The sequence below is a fragment of the Saccharothrix hoggarensis genome (genome assembly GCF_042678885.1).
Lineage (GTDB): Bacteria > Actinomycetota > Actinomycetes > Mycobacteriales > Pseudonocardiaceae > Actinosynnema > Actinosynnema hoggarensis.
In genome coordinates, this window is sequence record NZ_JBHTLK010000008.1 from 1 (window position 1) to 17,778 (window position 17,778).

The window sequence follows — 17,778 nt, forward strand, 5'->3', positions numbered from 1 at the left end:
GCACGCCGGTTCTCCGAGACTTGCGTCACCCCCCATCGTGGTAGAGCGCCGTGCCGCGTCGGCCGCGCCGAGCAACGCCGCGGCGACGTCCGGGCTGGTCGTGGCGCCCGCCAAGCCCTCCAACGCCAAGGCCAGGGCGCGCGGGTCGCCGGTGTCGGAGGCCACCTCGTAGCTCTCCCGGTGCCGTGCCGCGGCGGTCGCGAGGTCGCCCCGCAGCTCCGCGACGAACCCCAGTTCGGCCAGCACCAACGCGTTCGCGCCGGTCAACCCGACCTGGTCGTGCCACTCCGCCACGACGACCAGGTGCTCCTCGGCGACGTCGAGGTCGCCTTCGCGGCGCGCGCCCAACGCCAACCCGAGCCGCGCGTTCACCTCGCCGGCGCGGAAACCGTGCTGGGCGGCCAGGTGCAGCGCGCGCTCGTGGTGTTCCCGCGCCCGCGCGTGGTCGCCGGCGAGGAGGGCGATGCGGCCGAGACCCGCCGTCAGGTCGGACACCTCCGGCCACAACCCGAGCTGGTCGGCCAGGCGCAGGCCGGTGCGCAGCCGGTCCGCCGCGCCGTCGTGGTCGCCGAACGCCTCGGCCACGGCCGCGAGGGGACGGGTGGCGCGGAGCTGACCCCACGTGTCGCCCAGGTCGCGGAACAGGGCCGCACTCCGCTCACCGTCCCGTGCCGCCGCCTCCAGGTCGCCGCGGACGAAGTGCTGGAGCGCCCGGTCGCCCAGGGCCGCCGCGGCGCCCCAGCGGTCGCCGGCCGCGGCGAAACCCGTCAACGCCCGGTCGATCAAACCCTCCGCCGACGTCAGGTCGCCGATCCGGCACAACGCGTGCCCCAGGAACCAGGTCGCGTGCGGGTCCGGGCAGTCGCGCACCGCGTGCGCGATCCGTTCCGCCCGGTCCGCCCCGTGGCCGATCATGATGCCGATGCCGGTCTGCCACGCCGTCGTGGCGGCCGTGCGGCCGAGGGTGTGGGCGGCGGTCAACGCGCGGTGCGCCTCTCCCAGCCGGCCACGCAGCACCCAGTACCACGCCAGGGCGTCCACCAGGCGCGACGCGTGCGACGTCAGGCCGTGCCGCACGGCGTGGTCGAGCGCGCCGCGCAGGTTCGCCGACTCGGCGTCCAGCCGCCGCAACCACTCGCGCTGCTCGGGGCCGCGCAGCCGGGACCGTTCGGCCAGCCCGGTGTAGTGCTCGACGTGACGGCGGCGCACGTCGTCCAGCTCACCCGCCTCGCGCAGGCGCTCCACGCAGTACGCGGACACCGATTCGAGCAGCCGGTACCGGTTGCCGTCCGGGCCTTCCACCACGACCACCAGGGACCGGTCCACCAAGCCGGTCAGCACGTCGAGCACGTCACCGGGCCCGCCGGGCTCGTCCGATCCGCTCGGACCGCCGGGGTGGCCGCACACCGCCTCGGCCGCTTCGAACGCGCAACCCTCGCTGTGCACGGCCAACCGGCGCAACACCACGCGTGACGCGTCGTCCAGCAGCTCCCAACTCCAGTCGATCACCGCGCGCAGGGTGCGCTGCCGGGGCGGCGCGTCCCGGTACCCGCCCGCCAGCACTCGGAACCGGTCGTCCAACCGCGCCAGCACGCCGTGCACGCCGAGCGCGCGCACCTTCGTCGCGGCCAGCTCCAACGCCAGCGGCAGGCCGTCCAGGCGGCGGCACACCTCCGCCACGGCGCCGAGGTCGAGCGCGGACTCCGGAGCGGCGGCGGTGGCCCTGGCCACGAACAGCTCCACGGCGGCGTCACCGGCCAGCGGCGCCACGGGCCGGCGCACCTCGCCCGCCACGGCCAGCGGCTCCCGGCTCGTTGCCAGCACGCGCACGTGCGGCGCGGTCCGCAGCACCACCGCCGTCAGCTCCGCCACGTCCGGCAGCACCTGCTCGCAGTTGTCCAGCACGAGCAGCACCCGCTTGTCCCGCAACGCGTTTGCCAGCCGGTCGAGGGTGTCGAGGTGCTGGCCGCCCCACGTGCCGTCGTCGCGGATGCCGAGCACGGCGGCCACCACGTCGGGCAGCGCGCTCGACCCGGACACCTCGACGACCCACACGCCGTCCGGGAAGCCGTCCACGACCTGGCGTGCCGTCTCCACCGCGAGCCGCGTCTTGCCGACCCCGCCGGGCCCGGTCAACGTCACCAGCCGGTGCTCGGCGAGCAGCCGGCGCACCTCGGCCACGTCCCGCCGCCGGCCCACCAGCGGGGTGAGGGGGTTCTGCAGGTTGGTGCCCGGCCGGACCGGCGGCGCGAGGTCCGGGTCCTGGGCCAGCATCGCCCGGTGCAGGTCGGCCAGCTCGGGGCTCGGGTCGACGCCGAGGTCGTCGGCCAGCCGGCGGCGCAGGTCGTCGTAGCCGGCCAACGCCTCACCCTGCCGTCCCGACCGGTAGAGGGCGCGCAGGTGCGTCGCGCGAAGGCGTTCCCGCAACGGGTGCCGCGCCACGAGGTCGGCCAGCTCCGACACCACGGCCGCGTGCTCGCCCAGGTCCAGCCGGGCCCGCGCCAGGTCCTCCAACGCGACCAGCCGCAGCTCCTCCAGGCGGGTGACCTCGGACCGGGTGAAGTCGAGGTCCGCGAACTCCGCGAACGCCGGACCCCGCCACAGGCTCACCGCGTCGGCGAGCAACGCGGCCCGCGCGGACGGGTCGGCGACCTCGCGGGCACGGGCGGCCAGCTCCGCGAACCGGTCGGTGTCCACGGTGGCGTCGGCGCGCAGCAGGTAGCCGGGGGAGCGGGACTCGACCAGGTCGCGGCCGCCCGGCTCGGCCTCCTCCAGCGCCCGGCGCAGCTGGGACACCTTCGCGTGCAGCGCCCGCAGCGGGTTGCCCGGACCGTCGTCGCCCCACAGGTCGGCGACCAGCCGGTCCGCCGACACCGGCCGGCCGCGGTGGGCCAGCAGGTCGGCGAGCAGCACGCGCACCTTGCGCTCGGGCACCCGGACCGGTGTGCCGTCCGCCGTCCGGACGTCCAGCGGACCCAGCACCCCGAAACGCATGCCCGGAACCGTAGCCGAGCGACCCGCACAAGATCCGAGCAGAACCCGAACAGGGCGGCGGCACAGTCGGTCCCGGAGAACGCAGAACCGCTCGGAGGAACCTCATGGCCCCCACCACCACCCGCGAGATCCGGCTCGCCGCCCGCCCGGTCGGCGAACCGACCCCGGACCACTTCACCCTCGCCACCGCGGACCTGCCCGAACTCGCGGACGGCCAGGTGCTGGTGCGCAACACGTGGATGTCGGTCGACCCGTACATGCGCGGTCGGATGGACGAGGGAGAGTCGTACATCCCGCCGTTCCGGCTCGGCGAGGCGATGGACGGCGGCGCGGTCGGCGAGGTGATCGCCTCGCGGGCGGACGCCGTGCCGGTCGGCTCGACCGTGGTCCACTTCCTCGGGTGGCGCGAGCACGCCGTGGTGGACGCGGCGGCGGCGACCGTCGTGGACACCGCGTTGGCCCCGGCGCAGGCCTACCTCGGCGTCCTGGGCACGCCGGGGCTCACCGCGTACGTCAGCCTGACCGAGACCGCGCCCGTGCGGCCCGGTGACGTGGTGTTCGTGTCCGCCGCCGCGGGCGCCGTCGGCAGCGTCGCCGGTCAGCTGGCCCGCCTGCTCGGCGCCTCGCGCGTGATCGGGTCGGTCGGCGGTCCGGTCAAGGCGAAGAAGGTCGTGGCGGACTTCGGCTTCGACGTCGCGCTCGACTACAAGGACGGTCCCCTCGCGGACCGGTTGGCGTCCGCCGCGCCCGCGGGCGTCGACGTCTACCTCGACCACGTCGGCGGCGACCACCTCGAAGCCGCCATCGGCGCGATGCGCGACGGCGGCCGGATCGCGCTCGTCGGCGCCGTCAGCCAGTACAACGCGACCGGACCCGTGCCGGGCCCCAACCTGTACCCGGCGGCGGTCAAGCAGCTCAGCCTGCGCGGCATGGTCGTCAGCTCGTACCTGCACCGGTTCCCCGAGTACGTCGAGCGTGCCGCGGGGTGGCTCGCGGACGGCTCGCTGCGCGCCGAGGAGACCGTGGTGGACGGTCTGGAACGCGCGCCCGAGGCGTTCCTGGGAGTGTTGCGCGGCGCGAACACGGGCAAGATGCTCGTGCGCCTGGACGCCCGGTGAAGGCGCTGCTGGTGGTGGCCCACCCGCGGCCCGACTCGCTGACGTGGCAGGTGGCGGCACGGGTGCGCGACCACCTCCTGGCCGCGGGCGACGTCGAGGTGGACGTGCTGGACCTGCACGTCGAGGGCTTCGACCCGCGGATGACGCCCGAGGACGAACCGGACTGGGCCGACCGCGACAAGCCGTACTCGGCGGACGTCCGCGCCCACATGGCCCGGATCTCGGCGGCCGACCTGCAGGTCGTCGTGTTCCCCGTCTGGTGGTACGGGCCACCCGCGATCCTGAAGGGCTGGATCGACCGCGTGTGGAACCACGGCTTCGCCTACGGGCGCAGCCAACCCCGGCTCGCGGGCAAGCGGGTGCGGTGGATCGGGCTGGCGGGGGAGTCGCGGGAGACGTTCGCCGAGCACGGCCTGGACGACGTGCTGGACCGCCTGCTGCGGGTGGGCGTCTCGAACCACTGCGGGGTCACCGACGCGTCGGTGACCGTGCTGCACAGCACGCTGGCCGGCGAGGACCACGTGCGAGGGCTGCTCGACGGCGTCACGGACGTGGTCGGTCCGGTGAGGTAGTGGGGGTCGGCGCGGCGGTCGCCTCTCGGCGAGTGGCTCGACGCGGCTCCAGCCTGACGGTATTCCGCGAAGGCGCTTGGTGAGGCCCGGGGACACGGACCGCACCGACCGATTGCTTCAACGGTGTGGGCGCGCTCGGTGTTCCCGGTCGGCGGTGGTGTGCGTCTCACCGTCGGTCGGTCTGGTCGGCGACCTCCGTACGGTACCGTACGGTCTGCGACCATACGCAGGCGTACGGAGGTGTCCGATGACGGTGTTGGCCCTGCTCACGGCGATTGTTCTGGTGCTCGTGGGCGTGCTGCACGTGGTGTGGATCTTCACGCCGTGGCCGACGCGGTCACGGGAGGAGTTCGCCCGGCTGGTGGTGGACGTGCCGCCGGAGAAGCTGCCGTCGCCCGCGTTGACGTCGGCCGTGGCGGTGCTGCTCGGCGTGGCCGCGTACCTGGTCGTCGGTCGAGCGGGTCTCGTGCCCGTGCCCGGTCCGTCGTGGGTGGCGGTCGTCGGCACGGTCGGCGTGGCGGCGGTGCTGGCGCTGCGCGGGGTGAGCGGGCTGGCGATCTCGTCGCGGCGGTCGACCGGGTTCGCCCGGCTCGATCTGCGGATCTACTCGCCGTTGTGCGTGGCGTTGGCGGCCGGTTGCGCCGTGGTGGCCTTCGGCTGAGTCGCCTCTATAGCTTCAGTGTTAATTGAAAGTGCACAGGTGGAATCGGCCCCCGCCCGAACTCCGGGTTCGAACGGGGGCCGATGGCCTGCGGTCGAGCTGCCCTGCCGTGGTGCGGTTACGCGCAGTTCGGCAGGTGCGGGTGCTTCTCGCCGCGGGCGGTGGAAGCCTCCGCCAGCGTGCACTGGAGGGCGTGGTAGGCGGGCTTGCGGGTGAAGTCGTCCCACATCACGGTCGCCGCGCCCTCGCCGGAGAAGAACACCGGCACCCAGGAGTACTTGTCGGTGAAGCCCCAGATCGTGAAGGAGTCACAGCCTTCGACGTTGAGGCACGCGGTGAGCGTCCGGCGGTAGTAGTCGGCCTGCTTCTCCAGCATCTCGGCGGTCGGCACGCCGTTCGCCGGGAGGTCCATCCGCACGTCGAGCTCGGTGATGGCGGTCCCGAGGCCCAGGTCGGCGAACCGCTGCAGGTTCGCCTGGAGGTCACCGGGGAAGCCGTACCGGGTGCTGAGGTGCGACTGCGCCGAGAAGCCGTGCACCGGGACGCCCTGCGCCAGCAGGTCCTTGATCAGCGCGTAGTAGGCGTTGCTCTTGGGGTTGACGCTCTCGACGTTGTAGTCGTTGAAGTACAGCTGCGCCTTGGGGTCGGCCTCGTGCGCCCAGCGGAACGCGTCCGCGATGATGCCGGGGCCGAGCTCGCGGATCCAGATGTTGTCGGTGGTGCGCAGGGCGCCCGAGTCGTTGAAGATCTCGTTCGCCACGTCCCACTGCTGGATCTTGCCCTTGTAGCGGCCGACGACGGTGGTGATGTGCTCGCGCAGGATCTCGCGCAGCTGCTCGGGCGTGAAGTCGCCCTGCTCCACCCACGCCGGGTTCTGGCTGTGCCACAACAGCGTGTGCCCGCGCACGACCTGGCGGTTCAGCTGGGCGAACCGGACGATCCGGTCCGCCATGCCGAAGTTGTAGCGGCCCTGCTCCGGGTGGATGTACTCCCACTTCATCTGGTTCTCGGCGGACACCGAGCTGAACTCGGAGGCCAGGACGCTGCGGTACTCCAGGTCCTTGGTGAACGGGTCGGGGTAGGGCTGCGACTCGTGGTGCCCACCGCCCGCGGCGGCGGTGCCGATGTAGAAGCCCTTGGGCGCCACCCAGCGCAGGGTGTCCTTCTTGGCGTGGCCCGGTGACAGGTCGGCCGTGGAGGGCGACGCCGCGGCCAGGGCCAGCGGCGACAGCGCCAGCGCGGCGAGCGTGGCGGTGACTAGTCGGATCGACTTCATGGGGGTTCGCTTTCTCAGACGACTACAGCGGCGCGTTCGAAAGTTTCGTCTTTGATCCGGCAATTTTCGAGATGCCGGACCCTAAGTCGCCCGCCGTGCGGTCGTCAAGACCTCCGTCTCGTCCCGTCGGCCCTGGTGGAACGGCCGGTTGCCGCTTGGAGGAGGACATCGCCGCCTCGTCGGGTTGTCGAGCGCCGGTGACGGTCGGCTGAGACGAGCAACGTCCGCGACACCCCGCCCGCCGGCGACACGTCGAGTGCGACGCCGTGGCGTCCAGGACACCGCCCGCGCCGGTCGGACCGGGTGGTTTCAGTCCCCCGATCGGTGTGAGAGGGCCGGTCCGGGCTGCCGGCAAACCGGTGCCCTCTTAACGTCGTCAGAGCCGAGTCGACCGACTACTTACGGGGCGGGCCATGAGGACATTGGCGACACTGCTGGTGGCGGTGCTGGGCATCGCGCTGGTTCCGGGAACCGTGCTGGCCCGGCCCACGCCCGGGTGGTCCGCGACGTGGGGGGCGGCGCCGCAGCCGCCCACGGCCTCCCTCGGACCGAGCTGGGGACCCGCCGGGTTCGAGGACCACACCCTCCGCCAGGTCGTGCGGATCAGCGACGGCGGCGCGGCGGTCCGGATCAGGCTCTCCAACGCCTACGGCACGTCGCCGTTGGTGGTGACCGGGGCGACGGTCGCGCACACGGCGGAGGGCGCGGCGGTGCGGCCGAACTCCGTGTGGCACGTGACGTTCCGCGGTCACCGGTCGGTGACGGTGCCCGCCGGCGGTGAGGTGGCCGGCGACCCGGCGCCGCTGGTGGTGTCGCCGCTGAGCCGGGTGACCGTGACGCTGTACCTCGCGGGGGCGACCGGACCGGCCACCGGGCACGCGTACGCGAACGCGACGAGCTGGCGGGCCTCGGGCGACCACCGGGCCGACGTGGCGGCCGACGCGTTCACCGAGACGTCGCAGTCGTGGTACTACCTCAGCGGGGTGGACGTGACCGACCGGGCGCCGCGCCGTGACGTCGTGGTGGCGTTCGGCGATTCCATCACCGACGGCGGCCGGTCCACTATGGACGCTGACAACCGCTTCCCGGACGAGTTGGCCGAGCGGTTGGGCGGTCGGCGCGGCGTGGTGAACTCGGGCATCAGCGGCAACCGGGTGCTCAACGATTCGTCGTGCTTCGGCGAGAAGGCGCTGTCGCGGTTCGAGCGCGACGCGTTGGCGCAGCCGGACGTGCGCACGGTCATCCTGCTGGAGGGCATCAACGACATCGGCTTCCCGCAGTTCGCGTCCGAGTGCACGGCGCCGAACCCGGCCGTCACGGCGGCGGAGCTGATCGCCGCCTACCGCGAGCTGATCGGCCGGGCGCACGCCCGGGGCGTGCGGGTGCTGGGCGGAACGCTGCTGCCGTACAAGGGCGCCGGGTACTTCACGGACGCGGGCGAGACCGTGCGGGACGAGGTCAACGCCTGGATTCGCACGTCGGGCGAGTTCGACGGGGTGGTCGACTTCGACCGCGCCCTGGCCGACCCGGCGAACCCGGACGCGATGCTGCCGGCGTACGACAGCGGTGACGGCCTGCACCCGAGCGACGCGGGGCACCGGGCGATGGCCGAGGCCGTTGACCTGTCCCTGCTGTGATGTCCGGTGCGGTGAAGTGTGCTGCCGAGTGTTCGGTAGGTGAGGTTCCTGTGGTGCGGTTCCTGTTGTGAGTACGTGAGTACGTGAGTTCCGCGCGGGTCGCGGTCCGTTGAGACGCCCTTCCGGCTGTGTGCCGGGAGGGCGTTTCGTCGAACTGCGGTCGAACGCGTGTCGAATGGGATGTCGTTGTCCGCCAACACTTCACAACTCTGTGCGCGGATGGTTACAGTGCGATTTGGGAGCGCTCCCAGCAATCCATGAGAAGTACCTGACATGGTCGTCCTCAACGAGGAGGAGAGAGTGGCGCTCATATCCGTCCCTGCGAACAAGAGACTGCTTGGCAGGGTCTTCGCGGTGTTCGCGGTCGCCGCCGGGCTCATGGCGAGCCTGCTGACCGGTATCGCGGACGCGCACGGGTCGACCACCGACCCGCCGTCGCGCAACTACGGCTGCTGGCAGCGGTGGGGCAGCGACTTCCAGAACCCGGCGATGGCCCAGCAGGACCCAATGTGCTGGCAGGCCTGGCAGGCCGACACCAACGCGATGTGGAACTGGAACGGCTTGTACCGCGAAGGCGTCGCGGGCAACCACCAGGGCGTGATCCCGAACGGCCAGCTGTGCAGCGGCGGCCGCACCGGCGGCATGCGGTACGCGGCGCTGGACAACCCCGGCCCGTGGCGCGCCGTGACCAAGCCGCGCCAGTTCACGCTCACCGTCACCGACCAGGCCCGGCACGGCGCGGACTACCTGCGCGTGTACGTGACGCGGCAGGGCTTCGACCCGACGACGCAGCAGTTGGGCTGGGGCAACCTGGAACTGGTGGCCAGCACCGGCCGTTACGCGCCGGCCGGTCAGTACCAGGTCGGGGTGAACGCGGGCAGCCGCACCGGCCGCCACATCGTCTACGTGATCTGGCAGGCCAGCCACTCGGACCAGTCGTACTACTTCTGCAACGACGTGGTCTTCCAGTAGTCGCGCGGCCGAGCTGACCGGTGTCGATCCCGGCTCCCCGTGGTGGGAGCCGGGATCGGCGTGTTCACCGGTCACATGCGGCCGGTGCCCGCGCCCTGCGTGACCAGCGCCTTGACGTTGGCCGGCGGGTCGACGGTGTACTGGTAGTAGGTGCGGGGGTCGACGACGGTGCCGCCGACGACCGGGGTGCCGCTGTTCACGTACACGTTGTTCCGCTCCACGATGCTGCCCCGCGGGCCGGAGTAGCTGTTGGTCATCGGCTCTTCGACGTTGTCGAAGTGGTTCGCCTCGATCCAGCAGCCCGACTGGGCCTGGCACGCCGGGCCCGTGTCGCTGTTGTTCAGGAAGTAGTTGTTGAAGATGTGCACGGGGTTGCCGAAGCGGGTGCGCGGGTTGCGCTGCGAGGTCTTGTTGTAGAAGTTGTGGTGGTAGGTCACCTTCAGGTAGCCGGTGTCCTGCGCGCCGTTGGTGTCGGAGTGCCCGAGCAGCATGTTCTTGGCGTGGTCGTGGACGTGGTTCCACGAGACGGTGATGTAGCTGGAGCCGCGCTTGATGTCGATCAGCCCGTCGTAGCCGCGGGAGAGGTCGTTGTGGTCGATCCAGATGTGGTGGCTGAACATCTGAACGTTGATCGAGTCGTCGCTGGCGTTGCGGAACACCAGGTTGCGGATGATCACGTTGTGCACGGCGTTCGCCGGGGGAGTGGTCACCTCGCTGACCGGCAGGCCGATGTTCAGCCCGCCGCCGATCAGGCCGGACGCCGCGCCGACGCCGATGATCGTCTTGTCGGAGGTGACGTCGTACATGCCCGGTGGGAGCGTGATCATGCCCTGCACGCGGACCACGCGCGGGCCGTCGGCCTTGATGGCGGCGATGAGGTCGGCGGCGGTGGAGACGGTGACCTCCGGTCCGCCGGCGCCGCCGGTGGTGCCGTTCTGGCCCAGGGCGTTGATCGACGCGAAGCCTCGGGGTGACGTCTCGACGGTGGCGCCCGGGTTGCCTGCGGCGCTGGTTCCGGCGTTGGTGCCCGGGGTGGTGATCCCGGAGGTGGCGGGTGCGGCCGTGACGGGTGCGGCGGCGGTGACCAGGCTCCCGAGCAGTGTCGCGGCGAGCGCGACAGCGGTGGTGCTCCTCACGATGTCCTCCATTGGACGCGGCCGACTCCTGCGCCGGCGGTGACGAGACTGGGTACGGAGGCGGCGTTGTCCGGGGTGTAGCTGTAGTAGGTGCGCGGTTCCACGACGGTGCCGAGGGTTTGGGGCGTGCCGGAGTTGACGTAGATGTTGTCGCGCTCGACGACGCGACCCGGCCCGCTCTTGTCGTAGCCGGACAGGATCGGGCGGGCGACGTTCTCGAAGTAGTTGGCCTCCACGAGGACACCGGCGTCCATGGTGGACGCGACGCCGTAGAGCGCGTTGCCCCGGTAGTAGTTGTTGTAGACGTGCACCGGCTCGGCGAACCGCACGCGCGGGTGGCGCTGGTCCGTGCCGTCGAAGAAGTTGTGGTGGTAGGTGACGCGGAGCTTGCCGCGGTCGGTGGTGTAGGTGTCGGAGTGGCCGAGCAGCGCCGACTTGCTGTGGTGGTGGAAGTGGTTCCACGACACCGTGACGTAGTCGGAGTTGCGCTTGATGTCGAGCAGGCCGTCGTAACCGTTGGAGAGGTCGCAGTGGTCGATCCACACGTGGTGCGCGGAGTTCGTGACGCTGATCGAGTCGTCCGAGGCGTTGGTGAACCGCAGGTTGCGGATGATCACGTTGTTGCCGGGGCGGGTGGTGGAGCCGAGCTGGAGGCCGCCGCCGGTGATCTCGGCCGTGGAGCCGACGCCGATGATCGTCTTGTTGGCGACCACGGTGACCATGCCGCCGAGCTGGATGCGGCCGGAGACGGAGATGACGTACGGCTCCTTGCGACCCACGTAGTCGGCGAGGGCGGCGGCCGTGGTGACGGTGACCGCCTGGCCGCCCGCGCCGCCGGTGGTGCCGTTCTGGCCGAGGGCGTTCACGCCGGCGAAACCGTCGGCGACGGCGAGGGGGTCGATGCTGAGGGAGCCGGCGCTGGGTGAGTCGGTGTTGAGCGGGTCGGTGTTGTGCGGGTTGGGGTGGGGTTGGTCGGCGGCCCAGGCGGCGCGCGGCGCCGTGGCGGCTACCGCGGCGAGCGCTGTGCCGGCGAGCAGGCGTCGGCGGTTGATGGCGGTCATGCGTTGTCCTCCTGGCTGGGTGTGGCCTGTCCCGACGTCTCGGCTCAGATCGGGCCCACGCCGACGCCGGCCGGGATGGTGCTGGGCAGGGTTGACGGGTTGTCCGGGGTGTAGGCGTAGTAGGTGCGCGGTTCCACGACGGTGCCGAGGGTTTGGGGCGTGCCGGAGTTGACGTAGACGTTGTCGCGCTCGACGACGCGGCCCGGCCCGCTCGCGTCGTAGCCCGAGTAGATCGGGTGCGGCACGTTCTCGAAGTGGTTGGCCTCGACCAGGACGCCCGCGTTCATCGTGGACGCGACGCCGTACAGGGCGTTGTCGCGGAAGTAGTTGTTGTAGACGTGGATCGGCTCGCCGAACCGGACCCGCGGGTGCCGCTGGGCCGTGCCGTCGAAGTAGTTGTGGTGGAACGTGACGCGGAGCTTGCCGGTGTCCTGGCTCGCGTTGGAGTCGGAGTGGCCGAGCAGCGCGGTCTTGCTGTGGTGGTGGAAGTGGTTCCACGACACCGTGATGAAGTCCGCGCCGCGGACGATGTCGATCAGCCCGTCCGCGCCGCCGCTGAAGTCGCAGTGGTCGATCCAGATGTGGTGCGACGACTGCTGGACGCTGATCGCGTCGTCGTCCGCGCCGGTGAAGCGGAGGTTGCGGATGATCACGTTCTGCCGGCGGTACATGTCGAGTCCGCCGCCGCGGATCTCCGCGCCGGGCAGGCCGATGACGGTCTTGTTCGAGCGCAGGGCCTGCTTGCTGCTGAACTGCATGATGCCGTCGACCTGGATGACGTACGGCTCGTTGCGGTCGCAGTAGTCGAGGAACGTCTCGGTGTCGCGGACCGTGACGACCGGTCCGCCGGCGCCGCCCGTGGTGCCGTTCTGGCCGAGGGTGTTGGTGCCGGCGAAGCCGTCGGCGGTGTGGAACGGCGCGGCCCAGACCGGGTTCGTGGTGGTGACGGTGTGTCGTGGGTTGTTGGCGGAGTCGGTGGCGGTGGGTGGGCGGGTGGTGCGGGCGGACGCGGTGGTGGCGGTAGCGGCTGTGACGGCCGTTGCTGCGGCGCCGGTGAGGAGGGCCCGCCTGCTGATGTGGCTCATGACGGGTTGCTCCTCTGGACGCGGCCGGTGCCCGCGCCGGCGGGGACGATGGTGGGGACGTCGGCTGCCCGGTCGGCGGTGTAGGCGTAGTACGTGCGGGGCTCGACCACGGACCCGCGCAGCTCGATCGCGTGGTTGCACTCGACGAGGATGTTGTCGCGCGCGACGATCCGGCCCAGGTCGCCGCTGAAGTCGACCCGGCCCGGGTTGTTCACGCTGTAGAAGTAGTTGCCCTCCATCACCACGCCCGCGTTCATGGCGGAGGCGACGCCGTAGCTGTTGTCGCGGTAGTAGTTGTTGTAGACGTGCACCGATTCACCGAATCGGACGCGTGGGTTGCGCTGGTCGGAGCCGTCGAAGTAGTTGTGGTGGTAGGTGACCCGCAAACGGCCGATGTCCTGCGCGCCGTTGTCGTCGTCGTGGCCGAGCAGCAGGGTCTTGTCGTGGTCGTGAAACCTGTTCCACGAGACGGTGATGAAATCGCTGCCCCTTTTGATGTCGACCGCGCCGTCGTCACCGTTGGAGAAGTCGTTGTGGTCGATCCAGATGTGGTGGCTGAACATCTGCACGTTGATCAGGTCGTCGGTGGCGCCGGAGAGCGCCAGGTTCCGGATGATCACGTTGTGCACGGCGTTCGCCGGGGGAGTGGTGACGTCGTCGTCCACCGGCAGGCCGATGTTCAGCCCGCCGCCGACCAGGCGGGCGTCGGAGCCCAGGCCGATGATCGTCTTGTCGGACGCGACGTCGTGCATGCCGTCCGTGGTGCCGGTCGGCAGGGTGATCGTGCCTTGGACCTGCACTATCAGTGGTTCCGGGCGGGCGATGTAGTTGAGGAACTGCGCCGTCGTGGTGGCCGTGACGACCGCTCCGCCCGCGCCGCCGGTGGTGCCTGCCTGGCCTAACGCGGTGACTGAGGCGAAGCCGTCTGCGGTGGCTGCGGTTGGTGTGACGGGTGGGGTGGTGGTTGTGGAGGGGGTGGCGAGAGGTGTGGCGGTGGCGGTGGCCGGTGTGGCGGCGAGGGCTGCGGTGAAAGCGACCGTGATCGTGATGGCCTTGCGCAGGGCGCGCCAGTTCCCGAGAGGTGTGGGCATGGGTATTTCCTCTCCCGTATGAGGGTGAGTGCAGGGTGAATCGCGGGTTATCTGGAAAGCGCTCTCTTATCGCACCGTAGCGCAAGTTTCGGGCGTGTCAACGGTCGGTGACGGCTCGGGTGCGATGTTCACATATGTGGCCGACGGGCATTTGGCGGGGCGGTTCACATATGTGGGTTGGGGGAGTGCGGGGAGGGGTGGCGCCTCGCCCCTACCGATCATGGGTGACGGTGTGGAGTGCGTGCTGTGGTTCGCGGTGTGCGGCGGCATTGATTGTGGTGTGGAGATTTGGGGACGGTTTTGTTGTCCGGTCCGGCTTGATGTGACATGGGGCCAGTACGGGCACCGGAGGCAGGCCGCAACCGGCAGGAATGGCGGATAAGGCGCCCGCCAAGGCTGCCGGCTCCGACCAACCTATGGCACCCAAATCAAGCCTCGTCGGCCGCCGGCGGTATTGCGGGTCAGAGAGGCGGAACTGCGCGATTCTGTCCAGAGTGGACGGACGTGGTTCGGTGCATTGGTGATGATTCGCGCTCGTCGGGGAGACACGCGACGGTGCTCAGGCGTCCGGTGTGGCGGCTGGGCTTTTGGCGTGGTCTTTCCGGGCGTTGGGTTGGTCTGGAACCACCGGCCGCGGCCCGGCGGGGTTGCCCTGCGAGCGGCGGCGGTACTGGTTCCAGCGGTGCCCTCACCAGGATTCGAACCTGGGACCTCGCCGTTCGTAGCGGCGCGCTCTGTCCTGCTGAGCTATGGGGGCGTGGTGGGAATTCAGGGGTGCTGCGGTGGTCCTATGGTGAGTGAGGGCCGGGTGGGGGTCAAATCATTTCCGGCACGGTTTGGCAATCTGGTGGCAGGTGGGCGGTCGGGTGGTTCAGAATCCCGCGGTGACCACTGTGCGACGTCTGCTCAAGGCCCTCGACCCGCTGCCCTACGGTGCGCGGCAGCGGCTGCTCGCCCACACCGCGCGCGAGTTGGCCGGCTCCGGTGAGCTGGGAGCGTTGTTGCGGGAGCTGGAGGGGCGGGGCGAGTTCGAGCAGCGGATCGCGTTGCACCTGGCGTACGTGGCCGGGGACCGGGAGCACGTTGAGCGGTGCCTGTCGGCTCGGCACACGTCGGTGGTGCGCCAGGCGATCGGCGCGGCGATCCGGTTGGACGTGTCGGCGGCGGTGTTCGCGGAACGGTTGCGGCACCTGCCCGGCGCGTTGCGGCAGAGCTTCTACAGCGGGGTGCGGCGGCGGAAGCGCCAGGCGTTGGCCGACGAGTTGGTGGGGGTCGTCCGCGAGCGGTTCGGGGACGGTGAGGCGGCGGGGCTGCTGGCGATGTGCTCGTCCGCCACGGTCGCGGCGCTGTTGCCCGACCTGGAGCACGCGGTGGGGAGTTGGGCGACGCTGGGACGTCGGCACCCGCTGGTGGTGCTGGACTTCGTGGAGGCGGAGTTGGACGCCACGACCACGGCGTGGTGGCCGGGGTTGTGGCACCGCTTCGACGGCGCGGTGATGGCGGCGGCGCCGTCCGCGCCGGACCGGGTGCTCGACCTGGTGGAACGGGTGTTGCCGCACGTGTCCCTGCCGTGGGGCCTGGGTCGGGTGATCGGTCGGCTGGCCCGGCACGACCCGCGTCGCGTGGCGCGGTTGCTGGTCGACCCGCGTCGGACGGGTCGGGTGCCGGAGCGGCGGTCCCTGTGGCGTGCCCTGGCGCCGGCCGGTCCCGATGAGCTGATCCCGTTCGCGCGCATGCTCGACGGTGACGCGCTCGTCCGGTTCCTGCGGACGATCCCGCCGTCGCGTCGCGAGGCGGTGTTCACGGGCGCGTTCGGCGACCGCCCGGACGTGCCGCCGGCCGCCGTGGACGAACTGCCGGCCGTGGCACGGGCTGTGGTCGCGCGTCGGTTGCTGGGGTTGCGCCAGGTCGCGGACGACCCGTCGCGTCGGCTGGCCGTCACGGCTCGGTTGGCGTGGGCGGAGGCGCGGGACGTCCTGCTCGCCGCGACCCGTCGGGCGACCGCCGACGAACGGGCGGAGGCGTACCCGCTGTACCTGGCGGCGGCCGCGGCGACCCGTGATCCGGACGTCTTCGGTGGTGTGGTGGCGGGGTTGACGAGGCTCTCCAACGAGCAGGACCCCGTGCGGGGACGGGCGGTCGCGGCGTTGGGGGAGGTCCCGGCGTGGCTGTTCCGGCCGGCGGAGGCGGACGCGGTGGGCAAGGTGATGCTCGACGCCGCCCAGGCGCGGGACTGCTCGCCGCAGACGAAGTACGCGGTGCGGAGGTTGGCCCAGTCGTTGATCCGGGAGGGCGCGGTGTCGCGTCGACCGGAGCTGGTGGAGACGGGCCTGGCCGGTCTGGGGCACCTCGGGGTGCACGGGGCGTGGATCGACCTGACCGGGCTGTACCGGGTGTTGCCGCGCGGGGCGGAGCACGGGGTGTTCGCGGCGTTGCGGCCGCGGATCGACGCCGACGCCGCGCGTGGCCGGTTCTCGGTGGTCCTCTGGCTGGCCGCCGGGTTGGACCGGCGGGCGTGGGACATGCCGGAGCTGCAGGGTTTCCTGGACCGGGCGCGGTCGGCCGCGGACGACGGCGTGGTGCGGCGCGCGATCGACCTGTGGCTGGCGCCGAGCGGGACGCGGGACGAGCGCGTGGAGCGGGTGCTCGCCGACGACCCGTCCACGATCACGCTGGCGGCGGTGCGGCAGGTGGTCGCGTGGCGGCGCACGGACCTGCTGGACCGGGTGATCGGTCGGCCGGCGCACGGCCGGTTCCTGAAGCGGGGCGTGCGGTACGTGCCCCCGTTCCACGGGTGCTTCGACCGGTGGTTGCCGCGCCAGGTCGCCGCGTACGTCGCCGAGTTGGCGGCGCTGGCGTCGTCGCGCGGCGCGAACCCGTTCGAGCGCGCGTCGGCGGTCCGCGGCCTCGGGCGGGTGCCGGGGTCGGCGCCGGTGGTGCGCCGGTTCGTCGACGACCGCGAGGTGCAGGTGGCGGAGGCGGCGCTGGCCGCGTTGGCGTGGACGGACGAACCCGGTGACGTCCTGCCCGATCTGCTCGCGCACGTCGACACCGATCGGGCGCGGGTCGCGGTGTACGCGTTGAGCCGGTGTGCCCGGTTCACGTCGCCCGAGCGCCTCGGCGTGCTGCTCGCGCCGGTGGTCGGCGGCGCGAAGGTGACGGCGCGCAAGGAGGCCGTGCGGTTGTTGGCGCAGCACCGGTCGCCCGGCGCGGTGGAGGTGTTGGCGCGGGCGTGGGACGGCGCGCACCGGGACGTCCGGCGTGCGGTGGTGTCGGCGACGCGGTGGTTCCTCGACGACGAGGCCGCGTGGGAGCTGCTGGGGCGGGCCGTCGCGGACGAGCGGGCGGTGGCGGGCGAGGTGCTCGACCAGGGGCCGGACGTGGTGGCCCGCCGGCACCGGGCGCGGTACGCGGAGCTGGTGCGGGTGGTCGCGGGGTCGGCCGACCCGGACACGGCCAGGCTGGGGCTGTCGGCGTTGCCGGCGTGGATCCGGTGGTCGGACGGGGCCGCGGAGCTGCTGGTGTCGCGGGTGTCCGACCTCTCCGCCACGGCGACCTGGCGGTACGCCCTGGCCGCGTTGGTGCGGCTGTCGGCGACGACGTCCGTGGCGCCGTTGCGGGAGGCGATCGCCGCGTTGCTCGCCGTGGACGGTGAGTTCGACGCGGTCGAGGACCGCGACCTGCCCGCGCGGCAGCGGATCGAGGCGGTCGTGCAGGGTCTGGCCTGGGACCGTTCGGCAGCGGGACGTGCGGCGGCACGGGCGGTCGTGCCGGACCTCGCCGCCGCCGGCTACCGGTCGTGGGCGGTGAGCTTGACCGTGGCCGCGGTGCCGTGGGAGGACGAAGGCGCGGAGCTGGACGGGTTGCGCGAGGTGGTGCGGCTGGCGGTGCGGCCGGTGGCGGCGTGGCAGGCCGCGGCGGAGGTGGAAAGGGACCTCGGCGGCGTGTTGCGGCGGTTGTCGCGGGCACGGCTGCTCGACGTCGCCACCACGCTGGCCGCCGAGGGCGCGGCCGTGCCGGCGCTCGCGATCACGAAGGTGGCCGGTCCGGACGCCGGGTGGCCCGAGGAGTGGCGTGCGCTGCTCCGCGCGCTGCGCCGGCACGACGACCCGGACGTGCGGGAGGCCGCCTTGGGCGTGTTCACCGCCGCCGAGTGACGGCCGCCGTCGTCGCCG

At 71.8% G+C, this 17,778-nt stretch carries 12 protein-coding genes and 1 tRNA gene; 6 read left to right on the forward strand and 7 right to left on the reverse strand.

Annotated features, from left to right (window positions below; all coding sequences use genetic code 11):
- Nucleotides 1-2,994, reverse strand: a 2,994-nt coding sequence (locus ACFQ3T_RS03310) for a BTAD domain-containing putative transcriptional regulator (RefSeq protein WP_380719586.1), incomplete at its 3' end; no start/stop codon positions are given.
- 104 nt (nt 2,995-3,098) lie between these two features.
- On the opposite strand from ACFQ3T_RS03310, the gene ACFQ3T_RS03315 reads away from it, so the two are divergent.
- From ACFQ3T_RS03315 to ACFQ3T_RS03325, 3 genes are all read left to right on the forward strand, one after another.
- Nucleotides 3,099-4,112, forward strand: a complete 1,014-nt coding sequence (locus tag ACFQ3T_RS03315) for an NADP-dependent oxidoreductase (RefSeq protein WP_380719588.1) — start codon at nt 3,099-3,101, stop codon at nt 4,110-4,112.
- Complete coding sequence (locus ACFQ3T_RS03320; RefSeq protein ID WP_380719590.1) at nt 4,109-4,684, forward strand: NAD(P)H oxidoreductase; 576 nt, start codon at nt 4,109-4,111, stop codon at nt 4,682-4,684. The genes ACFQ3T_RS03315 and ACFQ3T_RS03320 overlap by 4 nt, the downstream gene beginning before the upstream one ends.
- Nucleotides 4,685-4,931: 247 nt before the next feature.
- Nucleotides 4,932-5,345: a DUF3995 domain-containing protein gene (locus tag ACFQ3T_RS03325; RefSeq protein WP_380719592.1), complete on the forward strand. Its 414-nt coding sequence runs from the start codon at nt 4,932-4,934 to the stop codon at nt 5,343-5,345.
- A 118-nt stretch (nt 5,346-5,463) separates the two neighbouring features.
- Here the strand turns inward: ACFQ3T_RS03325 and ACFQ3T_RS03330 are convergent, their stop codons facing one another.
- Complete coding sequence (locus ACFQ3T_RS03330; protein ID WP_380719594.1) at nt 5,464-6,621, reverse strand: endo-1,4-beta-xylanase; 1,158 nt, start codon at nt 6,619-6,621, stop codon at nt 5,464-5,466.
- Between the two features lie 413 nt (nt 6,622-7,034).
- On the opposite strand from ACFQ3T_RS03330, the gene ACFQ3T_RS03335 reads away from it, so the two are divergent.
- Both ACFQ3T_RS03335 and ACFQ3T_RS03340 read left to right on the forward strand, forming a co-directional pair.
- A complete protein-coding gene (locus ACFQ3T_RS03335; protein WP_380719596.1) occupies nt 7,035-8,258 on the forward strand; it encodes an SGNH/GDSL hydrolase family protein in 1,224 nt (407 codons plus the stop codon).
- A 273-nt stretch (nt 8,259-8,531) separates the two neighbouring features.
- A complete protein-coding gene (locus ACFQ3T_RS03340) occupies nt 8,532-9,230 on the forward strand; it encodes a lytic polysaccharide monooxygenase auxiliary activity family 9 protein (protein WP_380719598.1) in 699 nt (232 codons plus the stop codon).
- A gap of 71 nt (nt 9,231-9,301) precedes the next feature.
- On the opposite strand, the gene ACFQ3T_RS03345 is transcribed toward ACFQ3T_RS03340, so the two are convergent.
- From ACFQ3T_RS03345 to ACFQ3T_RS03365, 5 genes are all read right to left on the reverse strand, one after another.
- The gene (locus tag ACFQ3T_RS03345) at nt 9,302-10,366 is read right to left on the reverse strand and encodes a pectate lyase family protein (protein WP_380719600.1); all 1,065 of its coding nucleotides are present in this window, start codon (nt 10,364-10,366) and stop codon (nt 9,302-9,304) included.
- Entirely contained in the window at nt 10,363-11,427 is a 1,065-nt protein-coding gene (locus ACFQ3T_RS03350) for a pectate lyase family protein (RefSeq protein ID WP_380719602.1), read from the reverse strand. Before ACFQ3T_RS03350 ends, ACFQ3T_RS03345 begins: the two co-directional genes overlap by 4 nt.
- Before the next feature lie 44 nt (nt 11,428-11,471).
- Complete coding sequence (locus ACFQ3T_RS03355) at nt 11,472-12,512, reverse strand: pectate lyase family protein (RefSeq protein ID WP_380719604.1); 1,041 nt, start codon at nt 12,510-12,512, stop codon at nt 11,472-11,474.
- Nucleotides 12,509-13,603, reverse strand: a complete 1,095-nt coding sequence (locus ACFQ3T_RS03360) for a pectate lyase family protein (RefSeq protein WP_380719606.1) — start codon at nt 13,601-13,603, stop codon at nt 12,509-12,511. The genes ACFQ3T_RS03355 and ACFQ3T_RS03360 overlap by 4 nt, the downstream gene beginning before the upstream one ends.
- 683 nt (nt 13,604-14,286) lie before the next feature.
- Nucleotides 14,287-14,360, reverse strand: a tRNA-Arg gene (locus tag ACFQ3T_RS03365).
- A 127-nt stretch (nt 14,361-14,487) separates the two neighbouring features.
- Between ACFQ3T_RS03365 and ACFQ3T_RS03370 the strand changes: the two genes are divergently transcribed.
- Nucleotides 14,488-17,760 (forward strand): hypothetical protein, encoded by a 3,273-nt coding sequence (locus ACFQ3T_RS03370; RefSeq protein WP_380719608.1) that lies wholly within the window; start codon nt 14,488-14,490, stop codon nt 17,758-17,760.
- Nucleotides 17,761-17,778 lie beyond the last annotated feature (18 nt).